Below are 14595 nucleotides of genomic sequence, written 5' to 3' on the forward strand. Positions count from 1 at the left end.
ACGAGGTAACGCATGGCTATCGAGGACGACGACAAGCCGAGAAAGAAAGTCACCCACGAGATCGGGCAGGACCTGTCGTTGCTGTCGGTCGAGGAGTTGGCCGAGCGCGTCGCGCTGATGACGTCGGAGATCGAGCGGCTGCAGACGGCGATGACCAAGAAGCGCGCGTCGAAGGATGCGGCGAACAGTTTTTTCAAGACGTAGGAACTGAGTTCGATCTCCCTCTCGTCGTCCCGGATCGGCGTTCGCTTGCGCTCACTTGTCCGGGACGACGGATGAGAGGGCGGGGCGCAACGCATTCGGGGCGCAGGCCTCGGCCAATGGCCGACATGGCAAAGGAATCGTGAACAGAACCGCTCATTTACGGTCCATTAAGCTTTCTCGATTATGACTCTGATTGTCCTTGTTTGGACACCGAGTGGCTCCTGTCCACTCTGTTTGACGCCTCCCTGTTATCAACTTCAAAAGCCGCCAGAAATGGCGGCTCTTTTTTTGGCGTCCGCGGTACCTCACTGGAAACCATAAAAGCGCTTGCGGCTGGACTCTCGCCGGCCGGCGCGTAATGATTTGTTCATCATAAGCCGGCGCCCATTCAAGCCGGCGGCGTAAACAGTTGCGTGAGGCGTTAACCATGTCCGACCGTTCGCAAAGCGAAACCGCTCTCGTCCAGTTCAGCGAGAGGCTCACCAACTCGGCGGCGTTTGGTACCCTGTTCCGCGAAGGCATGGATCTGGTCGAGGAGACCGCCGCCTATCTCGACGGCGTCGGCCGCACCGAGGCGAAGGCGCTCGACCGCTCCGTCAGCCTGACTTACGCCACCGAAAGCATGCGGCTGACCACCCGCCTGATGCAGCTGGCGTCATGGCTGCTGTTGCACCGCGCGGTCAAGGAAGGCGAGATGACGCTGGGCCAGGCCAACCGCGAAAAGACCAAGGTCAAGCTCTCGGCCGCCGACCCCGGCCCGGACGACATCATCGAAAAGCTGCCGCTGCAATTGCAGGAGCTGATCGCCCGATCGATGGCGCTGCAGACCAAGGTCCGCCGCCTCGATACCACGATCCATGCGCCGGCGGCCGAACGCGCCTCGATCGGCAATCCCCTGGTGCCGCAGCTCAATCGCCTGAAGGCGGCGTTCGAACGCCAGAGCGGCTGACGCCGCGGCATCGACTGACCCTATTCCCAACGAAAAACGCCCCGGCGCGAGCCGGGGCGTTTTGATGTCTGCATCAGGCGAGCGGCCTGAAAGCCCTCAATCCTTCTTGAGGAAGCCCGAAAACTTCTTCTGGAACCGGGACACGCGGCCGCCGCGATCGAGCATCTGCTGGGCGCCGCCGATCCAGGCCGGGTGCGACTTGGAGTCGATATCGAGGTTCAGCTTGTCGCCTTCCTTGCCCCAGGTGGACCTTGTCTGGTACTCGGTGCCATCGGTCATGACGACCGTAATCATATGATATTCCGGGTGAATTTCGGCTTTCATGGCAGATCCTTCGGCGCGCCGGCGCCTGTCTATCGATGGCTGTGGGGACGGATTTGGGCCGCTCTATAACGCAGCAAGGCCCCCAAAACAAGCCAAGTTCGGCCCCCGCCCCCCGGGGGATCCCGCATTAGTATGTTACCGGATTTGCCAGCGTCGGCGCCTGGGCCTATCTGGTGGCTGGCAAAGCGATTGGTCCGGATCTCATGAGCGCAGTGGAACGGCTTGAAGAGCGGCGTGGCGAGACGCCGCCGCCGCGCGATCTGGCGCTCGCAGAGGCACCCTCCGTCGAGGCCGGACTGACGGAACTGCCGGCCAAAAGCAGCGCGAGGCTTCGCCCGCTGCTGGCGCTGATGCCCTATGTGGGGCGCTACCGCGGCCGCGCCATTCTGGCCTTCATCTCGCTCACCATTGCGGCGATCACGACCCTGCTGGTGCCGATCGCGGTGCGGCGGATGATCGACTTCGGGCTCTCGCCCGAAGGCATCGCCATGATCAATTCCTATTTCAGCGTCATGATCGCGCTGGTCGCGGTGCTGGCCGGGGCCAGTGCGGCGCGATTCTACCTGGTCATGACCATCGGCGAGCGCATCGTCGCCGATCTCAGGCGCGACGTGTTCGCGCATCTGATTTCGCTGTCGCCGGCCTTCTTCGATTCGGCGCGCTCGGGCGAACTGATCTCGCGGCTGACCGCCGACACCACGCAAATCAAGTCGGCGGTCGGCGCCTCGGTGTCGATCGCGCTGCGCAACCTGATGCTGTTCATCGGCGCTACCGCGATGATGGTGATCACCAGCCCCCGGTTGTCGGGCTTCGTGCTGCTGGCGATCCCGGTGATCGTGATTCCGCTGGTCGCGTTCGGGCGCTGGGTGCGGCGGCTGTCGCGCAACGCCCAGGATACGCTGGCGGAAGCCACATCCTATGCATCGGAACTGATCGGCGCGATCAGGACCGTGCAGGCCTACACCAGCGAGGGGCTGGCCAATGCGCGGTTCGGCGGCGAGGTCGAACAGGCCTATGCCGCGGCGCGCAGTTCGACCCGGGCGCGGGCGGTTCTCACCGCGGTCATCATCTTCATCGTGTTCTCCAGCGTGGTGGCGATTCTCTGGGTCGGATCGAACGACGTGCTGACCGGCTCGATCACGCCGGGCAGGCTCGGCCAGTTCGTGCTGTATGCGGCGTTCGCCGCCGCCGGCCTCGGCCAGCTCAGCGAGGTCTGGGGCGAGCTGTCGGCGGCGTCGGGCGCCTCGGAGCGGTTGTTCGAGATCCTCCGCGTCAAGTCGGCGATCGCAGTACCGGCGTCGCCGCGCGCGATGCCACAGCCGGCACGCGGCGACGTCGGTTTCGACAAGGTCAGCTTCGCCTATCCGACCCGGCCGGATGCGCTGGCGGTTGATGGCGTTTCGCTCACCGTGCGCGCCGGCGAGAAGGTTGCGATCGTCGGCCCGTCGGGCGCCGGCAAGAGCACGCTGTTTCATCTTCTGCTGCGTTTCTACGATCCGGCTTCCGGCGCGATCTCGTTCGACGGCGTGCCGGTCAGGGCGGCCGATCCGCGGGAGTTGCGCGCCCGCATCGCGCTGGTGCCGCAGGACTCCGTGGTGTTCGCAGCCTCCGCGCGCGACAACATCCGCTTCGGCCGGCCTGACGCGACGGATGCGGAAGTCGAGCACGCCGCGGACCTGGCCCATGCCAGCGAATTCATCCGCCGGCTGCCCGGCGGCTTCGAGGCGCAGCTCCGCGAGCGCGGCGTGACGCTGTCGGGCGGCCAGCGCCAGCGCATCGCCATCGCGCGCGCGATCCTGCGCGATGCGCCGCTGCTGTTGCTGGATGAGGCGACCTCGTCGCTCGATGCCGAGAGCGAGACCCTGGTGCAGACCGCGCTGGAAGAATTGATGCGCCACCGCACCACGCTCGTCATCGCGCACCGGCTGGCCACCGTACTGTCCTGCGACCGCATCATGGTGATGGACCAGGGCCGCATCGTCGAACAGGGCACCCACGCGGAGCTGGTCGCCGCGGGCGGGCTTTATGCGAGACTGGCAAGGTTGCAGTTCGAGGGGGTGTGAGGTTTCTTTCTTCCCCTCTCCCCTTGTGGGAGAGGGTGGACGCGATGCGCAGCATCGCGGACGGGTGAGGGGTTGGCTCAACGGGTAGTCTGCTTGGGGATAGAGACCCCTCATCCGGCGCTTCGCGCCACCTTCTCCCACAAGGGGAGAAGGGAAGAAGAACGCTACGGCTTCCACGCCATCTTCAGCACCAGTCGCTTCGACCCCGGGTTCACATCCTCTCCCGCATGGACAAATCCGTTGCGCTCGTAGAAGCGGATGGCCCTGTTGTTGTCGGCGTTGACCTTCAACGTGACGCCATCGGGGGACAAGCGCTTGGCTTCATCGACCAGCATGGTGGCAAGCTTTGATCCCCAGTGGTCGGGCGCGACCACCAACTGATCGAGATAGCCCGAAGCATCGATGGTGACGAAGCCAACCAATGCGCCGGCCTGTTCGGCAACAACGATCGCTGCGTTGGGCACCAGTTCGTTGCGCCAGCGTTCGCGCCACCAGTCCACGCGGGCGTCGAAATCGATCGAGGGATAGGCGAGCCGCCAGGTCTCGAGCCACAGCGCGATCGTGGCGTCCTCGTCGTCGGCGCGATACGGGCGAAGCTGAAACTTTTCTGCCACTACCGTTCCGTCAGCTTCAGCTCGATGCGACGGTTGCGCTTGTAGGCTTCTTCGGTCGTCGCGGTGTCGAGCGGCTGGAATTCGGCGAAGCCTGCCGCCACCAGCCGCTGCGCCGGCACGCCGAGCGAGACCAGATACTGCACCACCGAGATCGCGCGCGCCGACGACAATTCCCAGTTCGATTTGAACACCGGGCTGTTCAGAATCGGCCGCACGTCGGTATGGCCGTCGACCCGCAGCACCCAGGCGATCTCGGCGGGAATCTGCTTGTCCAGCTCGGTCAGCGCGCTCGCCAGTTTGTCCAGCTCGGCGCGGCCTTCGGGCAGCAGCAAGGCCTGGCCGGTGTCGAAGAACACTTCGGACTGGAACACAAAACGGTCGCCAACGATGCGGATGTCCGGCCGGTTGCCGAGAATGGCGCGCAGGCGGCCGAAGAATTCCGAACGGTAGCGCGACAGTTCCTGCACCCGCTGCGCCAGCGCCACGTTCAGCCGCTGTCCGAGATCGGCGATCCGCCCTTGCGATTCCCTGTCGCGCTTCTCCGATACCTCGAGCGCTTCCTCCAGCGCCGCCAGCTGGCGGCGCAGCGCGCTGATCTGCTGGTTCAGGACCTCGATCTGCGCCAGCGCCCGCGAGGTCACCTGTTTTTCGGAATCCAGCGCCTTGTTGAGTTCGCTGGCGCGGCCGGCGGCGTCGCTGCCGGCGCCGGCAAGCCCGTCATAGAGGCCCTTGACCCGGTCGCGCTCGGCTTCCGCCGAGGACAGTCCCGCACGCAGCTGCGACAGCTGGTCGTCGAGATTGAGCTTGCCGAGCTTTTCCAGCGACAGCATTTCGCTGAGCTGCGCCAGCTTGGCGTTGAGCTGCTCCAGCGCCTTGTCCTTGCCGGTGACTTCCTGCGACAGGAAGAACTGCACCACCAGGAACACCGACAGCAGGAACACGATCGAGAGCACCAGCGTCGACAGCGCATCGACGAAGCCCGGCCAGTAGTTGAATCCGGAATCGTTGCGGCGGGTACGGGCGAGGGCCATCAGAAGTCTCCAATCTCGTGTCCCGGACGCGGTGCAGCGCTCTTCGCGCTGCTCCGCACAGCCGGGACCCATAACAACATCCGACGAAGCATGGGCCCCGGCTCAGCAGCGCATCATTGCATGCTGCGCTGCGTCCGGGGCACGTCACTCCCAGTCAATTCTTCTCGGGCTGGCGCGCGATCCGCTCGAGCAGTTTCTTGATTTCGCGGTTCTGCTCGCCCTGGCCGTCGGCCCATTCGCGGATCATCTGCTGCTCGGTCCGCATATGCGTGACCAGGCCCTGGATGGCTTCGGCGAGGTTGGCCATCGCCGCGGTGGTGCCGCGGCTCGCGCCGCCCTCTTCGAGGGTCAGCCGCAACCGTTCGACCGCGGCCTGAAGCTCGCCGCCGGGGCCGCCGGTGCCTTCGCGGGTATATTCGCGCACCGTGGAGGCCAGCCAGTCCTCGAGGTCGGTATAGAAGCGGTTTTGCGCCTGGCTCGATTGCAGGTCGAGGAAGCCCAGGATCAGCGAACCGGCGAGGCCGAACAGCGACGACGAAAACGAAATGCCCATGCCGCTCAGTGGCGCCGCCAGGCCCTCCTTGAGGGTGTCGAACAGCGAGCCGGCGTCGCCGCCGACCTTCAGCCCCTCGATCACCTTGCCGACCGAACCGACGGTCTCGATCAGGCCCCAGAAGGTGCCGAGCAGCCCGAGGAAGACCAGAAGGCCGGTCATGTAGCGGGAGATGTCGCGGGCCTCGTCGAGCCGTGTGGCGATCGAATCCAAGAGATGCCGCATGGTCTGCTGCGAGATCGTCATCCGCCCGGTGCGTTCGCCGCCGAGGATCGCCGCCATCGGCGCCAGCAAGGTGGGATGCCGCTCGACCGCGAGGCCGGGATCGGAGATCCGGAAATTGTTGACCCAGGCGACCTCCGGATAGAGCCGGACCACCTGGCGGAACGACAGGATGATGCCGATCAGGAGCACCGCGCCGATCAGCGCGTTGAGACCCGGATTGGCGAAAAACGCCGCCATGATCTGCTTATAGAGCACCACCATCAGCAGGGTGCACAGCACCAGGAACACCACCATCCGCACCAGGAAGATCCGGGGCGAGGACAGTTTGTTCAGTTCAGTCTCCATCGCGGAGCGGGAAGAGGGGCCTGCAGGCATTTGTCGGTGTCATCCGTTGCGAGGAACCGGTTTCGAGCCTGAATATGGCACAGCAGGACCGGGAGAAAAGCTCAGATACGCCCCGGATCCGGGGTGGACTGTGGAACCCAGGGTGAAACCGGGGCTTGGTTAGGAGCGTAGTTCATGAATGTGCGGTGTCTAGCGCGGATATCAGGGATTTCGCATGACAGTTTGGTAGCCCGGAGCGCTCGCGCTGTCGCTCGCGACCCTCGGCAATGGCGGATCGCAGCCCTGGTGGCGATCCGGCCGCTGCGGCTGGGTTGCCATATTGCAGTGCGAAGGACGGGAATCACCGACGACCTTCGCGATGTCTGCCACGACACAAGGGAGCGGTCACATGAGCTTCGTTTCCAGAATGATCGGCACGGCCGAACGGGTGCCGCTGCCTGACGTCATCATACGCGCCGCGATCCAGCGGCTGTGCTCGCGCACCGCAACGCGGCTCGCCAGCGCCGGCGCGGAGAGCGACGCGGCGTTCGCTGGCGCCATGTCGGCACGCGCCATCGCCGATCACACCGGCGAAGCCGATGCCCGGCATTATCAGGTGCCGGCAACATTCTTTGCGCAGGTGCTCGGTCCGAACCGCAAATACTCGTCATGTTTCTACAAGGAGCCGGCATCGACGCTGCAGGAGGCCGAGGAAGAAGCGCTGCGCCAGACCATCGAGCACGCCGATCTCGCCGACGGGCAGGCGATCCTCGAACTCGGCTGCGGCTGGGGTTCGCTGGCGCTGTCGATGGCGCGGCGGTTTCCCAACGCCGAGATCACCGCGGTGTCGAATTCGCCGTCGCAGCGCGAATATATCGAGCAGGCGGCGGCATCGCGCGGACTGAAGAATGTTCGCGTGGTCACCGCCGACATGAACGTGTTCGACCCGGGGCGGCAGTTCGACCGCATCGTGTCGGTTGAAATGTTCGAGCACATCATGAACTGGCGCGAATTGATGATTCGGGTGCGGTCATGGCTCAAGCCCGGCGGGCGCTTCTTCATGCACATCTTCACCCATCGCTCGGGCGCCTATTTGTTCGATCGCGCCGACGGGGAAGACTGGGTCGCGCAGCATTTCTTCTCCGGCGGGATGATGCCGAGCCATCATTTGATCCGGCAATATGCCGACCTGTTCGAGATCGAGAAGGAATGGCGCTGGAGCGGCACGCATTATCAGCGCACCGCGCTCGGCTGGCTGGCCAATTTCGACGCGCACCATGACGAGATCGAGGGCATCCTGCGCGGCGTGTACGGCAACGATACGCCGCTGTGGATGCGGCGCTGGCGCTGGTTCTTCCTCGCCACATCGGGGCTGTTCGGTTACGCCGAAGGCAGCGAATGGGGCGTCAGCCATTATCGCATGAAGGCGGCCGATGGAACTCCTGTCTCAAGGCGGGATTCGAACTGATTCACGATCGAGTGAAGATCGGAAAATACTGTTTGTTCAACGCTATACCGGACTGTGACATTGGGCCGCCGCGAAACGTATTGCATTGCAGCAAGACTGATCTAACTTGATCCCAAGAGAGCGGTGTCGTTGCGGCCCGCGCCGGCCGGAAACGCAATCCGCGCCGAACTCACAACTTGGGGCCATCACTTTCATGACTGGATTTCGTGTGCAATCGGCAGGCATCGCCTTGATGTTAGCTGCGATGGCGCCGCTTCTCGCCGGCTGCGATGAACCTTCCTCCGCGGTCGCGGCAGCCCAGACCTCCGATCCCGACGTCAGTATCGTCTCCATCAGACCACAGTCCCGCGCGCTGGTGCGCGAATTGCCGGGACGCGTCGCGCCGACCCGGGTTTCCGACGTGCGTCCGCGCGTCTCCGGCATCGTCATCGAGCGCCTGTTCAATCAGGGCAGCGAGGTCCATGCCGGCGATCCGCTCTACCGGATCGATTCGCGGCCGTTCGAGGTCGAAGTGCAGTCCAGCGAGGCGGCGCTCGCCAAGGCCGTTGCAGCATTCGACCAAGCGTCGCAGCAGGCGCGGCGAATTGCGACCCTGACCAGCCAGAAAGCCACCTCCGAGGCCGAGAATGAAAAAGCCATCGGCAACATGCGGCAGGCCGAAGCCGAGGTCGAGGGACGCAAGGCCGAAGTCGCGCGCGCCAAACTCAATCTGAGCTACGCCACGATCCGCGCCCCGATCCACGGGGTCGTCGGTGCGGCGCTGGTCAGCGAAGGCGCGCTCGTGGTGCAGAACGAGACCAATCTCGCGACCATTCAGCAGCTGGATCCGATCTATGCCGACTTCACGCAATCGGTCACCGAGCTCAATCAGCTGCGGCGCTCGCTCGAGAGCGGCGAACTCGATCGCATCGCGCCCGACATGGCCAGGGTTCGCCTGGTGCTGGATGACGGCACGGTCTACGCCTCGCCCGGCAAACTGCTGTTCTCGGACGCCAGGGTGGATGCCCATACCGGGCAGGTGACGTTGCGCGGCGAATTTCCCAATCCGAAGCGCGAGCTGTTGCCGGGCATGTATGTCCGCGTGCTGATCGAGCAGGGCATCGACACCGATGCGATCGCCTTGCCGCAGCAGGCGATCCAGCGCAACGGCGGCGGCGGCAGCGAAGTGTTCGTGGTCAAGGATGACAACCGCGTCGTGGTGCAGCCGGTGCGCACCGGATCGATGCAGGACGGCCAGTGGTTCGTGACCGAAGGGCTGAAGGCCGGCGACAAGGTCGTGGTCGAGGGCTTCCAGAAGTTCGCCGCCGGCGACAAGGTCAGGCCGCAGCTGTTTACCGAAGGCGACGCCTCGGCCGACACCGCAACGGCAAGGCAGACCAAGCAAGCGCACCGGTAACGGTCGATGCCCAGTTTTTTCATCGACAGGCCGATCTTCGCCTGGGTCGTCGCGCTTTTCATCTGTCTGATCGGCGCCATCTCGATTCCGCTGCTGGCGGTGGCGCAGTATCCGATCATCGCGCCGCCCTCGATCTCGATCTCGACCAGCTATCCCGGCGCCTCGCCGGAAAACCTCTACAACAGCGTGACGCGGCTGATCGAGGAGGAGCTGAACGGCGCCAACGGCATCCTGAACTTCGAATCCACCAGCGATTCGCTGGGGCAGGTCGAGATCATCGCCAACTTCGTGCCCGGCACCGACACCGGAACGGCGTCGGTCGAAGTGCAGAACCGCATCAAGCGCGTCGAGGCGCGGCTTCCCCGCGCGGTGATCCAGCAGGGCATCCTGATCGAGGAAGCCTCCAGCGCGGTGCTGCAGATCATCACGCTGAAGTCGACCGACAAGAGCCTCGATGAAGTCGGTCTCGGCGATTTCATGATCCGCAGCGTGCTCGGCGAAATCAGGCGCATTCCCGGCGTCGGCCGCGCCACGCTCTACTCCACCGAGCGGTCCTTAAGGATCTGGATCGATCCCGCCAGGCTGGTCGGCTATGGCCTCACGGTCGACGACGTCAACAAGGCGATCACGGCGCAGAATGCCCAGGTGGCCTCGGGCAGCATCGGCGCCGAGCCCAGCACGCCCGAGCAGAAGATCTCGGCGCTGGTGCTGGTCAAGGGCCAGCTCTCCTCGCCGGACGAATTCGGCGCCATCATCCTGCGTGCCAATGCGGATGGTTCGACGGTGCGCTTGCGCGACGTCGCCCGGATCGAGATCGGCGGGTTGAGCTACCAGTTCAACACCCGGCTCAACGGCCAGCCGACCGCCGGTCTCTCGGTGCTGCTGTCGCCGAGCGGCAATGCGCTGGCCACCGCCAGCGCGGTCGAAGCCAAGATGAAGGAGCTGTCGAAGTTCTTTCCGGCCAACATCGCCTACGAAATTCCCTACAACATCACCCCTGTCGTGAAGGCGTCGATCGAGAAGGTGCTGATGACGCTGGTCGAGGCGGTGGTGCTGGTGTTCATCGTGATGTTCCTGTTCCTGCAGAACATCCGCTACACCATCATTCCCACCATCGTGGTGCCGGTGGCGCTGCTCGGCACCTGCGCGATCCTGCTGGCCGCGGGCGATTCGATCAACATGCTGACGATGTTCGGCATGGTGCTGGCGGTCGGTATCCTCGTCGACGACGCCATCGTCGTGGTCGAGAACGTCGAGCGCATCATGTCGGAGGAGGGGCTGCCGCCGAAGGAAGCCACCCGCAAGGCGATGTCGCAGATATCGAGCGCCATCATCGGCATCACGCTGGTGCTGATCGCCGTGTTCCTGCCGATGGCGTTCTTCCCGGGATCGGTCGGCATCATCTATCGCCAGTTCTCGGTCACCATGGTCGCGGCCATCGGCTTCTCCGCGCTGCTGGCGCTGTCGCTGACGCCGGCCTTGTGCGCGACGCTGCTGAAGCCGGTCACGGCAGGCCACGGTCACGCCCGCAAGGGCGTGTTCGGCTGGTTCAATCGCGGGCTCGAAAGCGTCAAGGTGCGCTATGCCGGCACCGTGGGCTGGTCGCTGCAGCGCACCGGACGACTGATGCTGATTTACGCCGCGTTGCTGATCGGACTGAGCTGGGGCTTCCTTCGCCTGCCCGGCGGCTTTCTCCCCGTCGACGATCAGGGATTTATCACCACCGACGTGCAGACGCCGGCCGATGCCTCGTATGCGCGGACCGAGGCCGCGGTCGAAAAGGTCGAAAAATATCTGGCGCAGCGCTCGGGCGTCGAGAACGTCACGTTCCTCACCGGCTTCAGCTTTCTCGGCCAGGGCATCAACACCGCGCAGGCTTTCATCACGCTGAAGGACTGGTCGGACCGTCCGGCGAAGGATTCCGCGGCCGCCATCGTCGCCGACGTCAACCGTGAACTGTCCTCGATTCGCGACGCCAAGATTTCCGCGCTGCAGCCGCCGCCGATCGACAATCTCGGCAATTCCTCCGGATTCTCCTTCCGCCTGCAGGACCGCGGCCAGAAGGGCTATCCGGCGCTGGTCGCCGCCGCCGACCGCCTGATCTCGGAAGCCAATGCGAGCCGGGTGCTGCAGAAGGTCTTCGTCGAGGGCCTGCCGGCGGGACCGCAGGTCAACCTGACGATCGACCGCGAGAAGGCCGGCGCCTTTGGCGTCACCTTCGAGGACATCAACAACACGATCTCGACCAATCTCGGATCGAACTACATCAACGACTTTCCGAACCGCGGCCGGATGCAGCGGGTGATCGTGCAGGCCGTCGACACCAGCCGCATGAACGCCGACGACATTCTCAATTACAACGTCAAGAACAGCCGCGGCCAGCTGGTGCCGTTGTCCGCATTCACCACGGTGGAGTGGTCGAAAGGCCCGACCCAGATCGCCGGATTCAATTACTACCCCGCGGTGCGCATCAGCGGCGAGGCCAAACCCGGCTTCACCTCCGGCGACGCCATCGCCGAGATGGAGCGGCTCGCGGGCCGGCTGCCGCGCGGCTTCGGCTTCGAGTGGACCGGGCAAAGCCTGCAGGAAAAGCTGTCGGGCTCGCAGGCGCCGATCCTGCTGGCTCTGTCATTGCTGGTGGTGTTCCTCTGCCTCGCCGCGCTCTATGAAAGCTGGACCATTCCGCTGGCGGTGCTGCTGACGGTGCCGCTCGGCATCTGCGGCGCGGTGCTGGCGGCGACCATGCGCGGCCTGCCCAACGACGTCTATTTCACGGTCGGCCTGATCACCATCATCGGCCTCGCCGCCAAGGACGCCATCCTCATCATCGAGTTTGCAAAGGATCTGCGCGCCCAGGGCAAACCGCTGATCGAAGCCACGGTCGAAGCCTGTACCTTACGCTTCCGCCCGATCCTGATGACCGGCCTCGCCTTCGTCTGCGGCGTGCTGCCGATGGTGATCGCCTCCGGCGCCGGCGGCGCCAGCCAGCAGGCGCTGGGCACCAGCGTGATGGGCGGCATGATCGCCGTGGTGATCCTGGCGCTGCTGATGGTGCCGGTGTTCTTCGTCGTGGTGCAGCGGGTGCTGGCGGGGGATCGGGAGGTCGTGGCGAAGGCGAGCGAGGCGAAGGGCACGGCGGAAGCGTCGAAGCAGTAGAGAAGCGCGGGGCGCGTCCCGCAATCTCACTCGTCATGCCTGCGAAGGCGGGCATCCAGTACTCCGTGATGCTGCGGTTGGACGTTGTCGTCGCAGCGTACTGGATCATCCGCTTTCGCGGATGATGACAGCGAAAACGGCTGAACGATTGTCGGGTAGCCTCTACTTCCCCAGCGGCTTCAAAATCTTCACCAGCTCGGCATGAATAAACTCATTGCCGCACACCACGTTGCCGCTCTTCAGCGGATCATCGTCACCCTCAATCCCACTCACCGTGCCGCCGGCTTCGCGGATGATGATCTGGCCGGCTGCCATGTCCCAGGGCTGCAGGTTGCGTTCCCAGTAGCCGTCGAGGCGGCCGGCGGCGACGAAGGCCATGTCGAGGGAGGCGGCGCCGAACCGGCGCAGGCCCGCCACCTTGTTCTGGATTGCGGTCATTTCCAGCCGCGACAGCTCGTGGTCGCCGCGGCCGATATGCGGCAGGCCGCAGGCGATTACGCAGTCGCCGAGCTGGCGGCGGCCGGCGACGCGCAGCCGCTGGTCGTTGAGGAAGGCGCCCTTGCCGCGCTCGGCGGTGTAGAGCTCGTCATTGGCGGGATTGTAGATCACCCCGGCGATGATGACGCCCTCGCGCTGCAGGCCGATCGAGATCGCGAATTGCGGAATGCCGTGCAGGAAGTTGGTGGTGCCGTCGAGCGGGTCGACGATCCAGGTATGGGTCTTGTCGTCGCCGACCCGCGTTCCGCCTTCCTCGCCGATGAAGCCGTAACCCGGCCGCGCCTTCAGGAGGTCGGTCAGCAGCATTTCCTCGGCGCGCTTGTCGGCCAGCGAGACGAAATTGGCCGGTCCCTTCAGCGACACCTGCAGGTTCTCGATCTCGCCGAGGTCGCGCCTGAGGCTGCGGCCGGCGCGGCGCGCGGCCTTGACCATGACGTTCATAAGGGCTGATTGCAGCATGGTACCGCCGGTGTTTCAGCGCTGAAGGTGCGCCCCCTCTCCCGTTGGGAGAGGGCAGGGGTGAGGGGTTATGGTGTCAGCGAGGTTCAAATCCCCTCACCCGGCGCTTTCCGGACGATGCTTCGCATCGCCGTGAGCGCCGACCTCTCCCCAAGGGGGAGAGGTGAGATCAGAGTGGGTGCCCTGCCGGTGTGGTGGCGTCAAGGCGGATCATTTGGTGCCGAGCCATTTGCGGGCGGCATCCTGGGCCTTGGTGCGGTCTTCGGGGCTGAGGGCGGCAAGCGCCTCATCGAGCGCGGGATCGCCTTTGCCGGCGGTTTTCGCAACAATGTGCCATTTCAGCCCCTCGATCTTGTCCATTGGTGCGCCCAGTCCGTACACCAGCACGCGCGCGAGACGGTTCTGGGCGATCGGGCTGTTCTGTCTGGCGGCCTTGCTCAGCAGAGCCACCGCGGCCGCCTCGTTTTTCGGGGCTCCGGTGCCGTTGAACAGCGCGATCGCGTATTCGACCTCGGCGTCGACATTGCCGGCCAGGGAAGCCGCCTGCAGCAGCCGCGCCGCCTTTTCGAGGTCTTTGGGCACGCCGGTGCCCTCCTTGTAGAAGGTGGCGAGCGCGTATTGCGCTTCCGGATTGCCGGCGTCGGCGGCGACGCGCAGCAGCTCCGCAGCACGTTTGACGTCCTGCGGCAGCGTCTGCCCGTCCAGATAGAGCAGCGCCAGATTATAGGCCGCCTTGGGATTGCCGAGCTTGGCCGCGGACGCCAGCAGCTTTACCGCCTCCTCGCGGTTGACCGGGCCGCCGCGTCCGGAAAGCCGGAACATGGCGAGCGCGAACATGCCCTCGCGGTCGCCGCCGTCGCCGGCGCGCTTGTACCACTCGGCGGCCTTGGCGTAGTCGCGCTTGACGCCCAGCCCATTGGCGTAGAGCTCGCCGAGCATGGTCATCGCCTTGGGATCGCCGTTGAACTGCGCGCGGTTGGTCGCCAGATCGAACGCGGTCTTGTATTGGCCGCGCTGGTAGGCGCCGAACACCAGGTCGACGTTGGGGTCATCGAACACGGGGGCGGGCGTGACGGTCGCGGTCGGCGCCGGCGTTGCCGTCGGCTTCGGCGTCGCGCCCGGCGCGGGCTTTTTGGCAGCCACCGGCGGCTTCGGCTTGTCCTTCTTCGCTGGCGCCACCGGCGCCGGCATCCCGGGGGGCGGCAGCAACGGCTTTGGCGCGCCGGGCGGCGGCAGCAGCGGAGTCTGCGCCATGCCGCTTGCCGGGAGCATCAGCAAACCCGCCAGAAAAATCGTCGGGATCGATAGGGCGCGCAGGATCTTCATTTCCG

At 65.0% G+C, this 14595-nt stretch carries 12 protein-coding genes; 6 read left to right on the forward strand and 6 right to left on the reverse strand.

The window, feature by feature from the left end; all coding sequences use genetic code 11:
• The first annotated feature begins 12 nt into the window (after positions 1-12).
• Both Q7T45_RS07060 and Q7T45_RS07065 read left to right on the forward strand, forming a co-directional pair.
• A complete protein-coding gene (locus Q7T45_RS07060; protein ID WP_304869138.1) occupies positions 13-204 on the forward strand; it encodes a DUF1192 domain-containing protein in 192 nt (63 codons plus the stop codon).
• A 427-nt stretch (positions 205-631) separates the two neighbouring features.
• Positions 632-1153 (forward strand): DUF1465 family protein, encoded by a 522-nt coding sequence (locus tag Q7T45_RS07065; RefSeq protein WP_304869140.1) that lies wholly within the window; start codon positions 632-634, stop codon positions 1151-1153.
• A 96-nt stretch (positions 1154-1249) separates the two neighbouring features.
• On the opposite strand, the gene rpmE is transcribed toward Q7T45_RS07065, so the two are convergent.
• The gene (gene rpmE / locus Q7T45_RS07070; RefSeq protein WP_304738358.1) at positions 1250-1477 is read right to left on the reverse strand and encodes a 50S ribosomal protein L31; all 228 of its coding nucleotides are present in this window, start codon (positions 1475-1477) and stop codon (positions 1250-1252) included.
• Between the two features lie 203 nt (positions 1478-1680).
• Here rpmE and Q7T45_RS07075 point away from each other — a divergent pair, with 203 nt between their 5' ends.
• Positions 1681-3540 carry an ABC transporter ATP-binding protein/permease gene (locus tag Q7T45_RS07075; RefSeq protein ID WP_304869142.1) on the forward strand — a complete coding sequence of 620 codons (1860 nt, stop codon included), beginning with the start codon at positions 1681-1683 and terminating at the stop codon, positions 3538-3540.
• 164 nt (positions 3541-3704) lie between these two features.
• On the opposite strand, the gene Q7T45_RS07080 is transcribed toward Q7T45_RS07075, so the two are convergent.
• From Q7T45_RS07080 to Q7T45_RS07090, 3 genes are all read right to left on the reverse strand, one after another.
• Positions 3705-4154, reverse strand: coding sequence for a GNAT family N-acetyltransferase (locus tag Q7T45_RS07080; RefSeq protein ID WP_304869144.1), 450 nt, complete (start codon positions 4152-4154; stop codon positions 3705-3707).
• Positions 4154-5185 carry a peptidoglycan -binding protein gene (locus tag Q7T45_RS07085; protein WP_304869147.1) on the reverse strand — a complete coding sequence of 344 codons (1032 nt, stop codon included), beginning with the start codon at positions 5183-5185 and terminating at the stop codon, positions 4154-4156. Before Q7T45_RS07085 ends, Q7T45_RS07080 begins: the two co-directional genes overlap by 1 nt.
• A 154-nt stretch (positions 5186-5339) precedes the next feature.
• Positions 5340-6338 carry a flagellar motor protein MotA gene (locus Q7T45_RS07090; RefSeq protein WP_304869148.1) on the reverse strand — a complete coding sequence of 333 codons (999 nt, stop codon included), beginning with the start codon at positions 6336-6338 and terminating at the stop codon, positions 5340-5342.
• A gap of 358 nt (positions 6339-6696) precedes the next feature.
• Here Q7T45_RS07090 and Q7T45_RS07095 point away from each other — a divergent pair, with 358 nt between their 5' ends.
• The 3 genes from Q7T45_RS07095 to Q7T45_RS07105 all read left to right on the forward strand — a co-directional run bounded on the left by Q7T45_RS07095 (position 6697) and on the right by Q7T45_RS07105 (position 12307).
• Positions 6697-7755 (forward strand): cyclopropane-fatty-acyl-phospholipid synthase family protein, encoded by a 1059-nt coding sequence (locus tag Q7T45_RS07095; RefSeq protein ID WP_304869149.1) that lies wholly within the window; start codon positions 6697-6699, stop codon positions 7753-7755.
• 193 nt (positions 7756-7948) lie between these two features.
• On the forward strand, positions 7949-9151 hold the full coding sequence (locus Q7T45_RS07100) for an efflux RND transporter periplasmic adaptor subunit (protein ID WP_304869151.1): 1203 nt from the start codon (positions 7949-7951) through the stop codon (positions 9149-9151).
• A 6-nt stretch (positions 9152-9157) separates the two neighbouring features.
• Positions 9158-12307, forward strand: coding sequence for a multidrug efflux RND transporter permease subunit (locus tag Q7T45_RS07105; RefSeq protein WP_304869153.1), 3150 nt, complete (start codon positions 9158-9160; stop codon positions 12305-12307).
• Positions 12308-12469: 162 nt separating this feature from the next.
• Here the strand turns inward: Q7T45_RS07105 and Q7T45_RS07110 are convergent, their stop codons facing one another.
• Both Q7T45_RS07110 and Q7T45_RS07115 read right to left on the reverse strand, forming a co-directional pair.
• Positions 12470-13264, reverse strand: a complete 795-nt coding sequence (locus Q7T45_RS07110) for an inositol monophosphatase family protein (protein ID WP_304869155.1) — start codon at positions 13262-13264, stop codon at positions 12470-12472.
• A gap of 210 nt (positions 13265-13474) precedes the next feature.
• Positions 13475-14590, reverse strand: coding sequence for a tetratricopeptide repeat protein (locus Q7T45_RS07115; protein WP_304869157.1), 1116 nt, complete (start codon positions 14588-14590; stop codon positions 13475-13477).
• Positions 14591-14595 lie beyond the last annotated feature (5 nt).

Origin of the sequence: Bradyrhizobium sp. (genome assembly GCF_030646015.1) — a bacterium.
GTDB lineage: Bacteria > Pseudomonadota > Alphaproteobacteria > Rhizobiales > Xanthobacteraceae > Bradyrhizobium.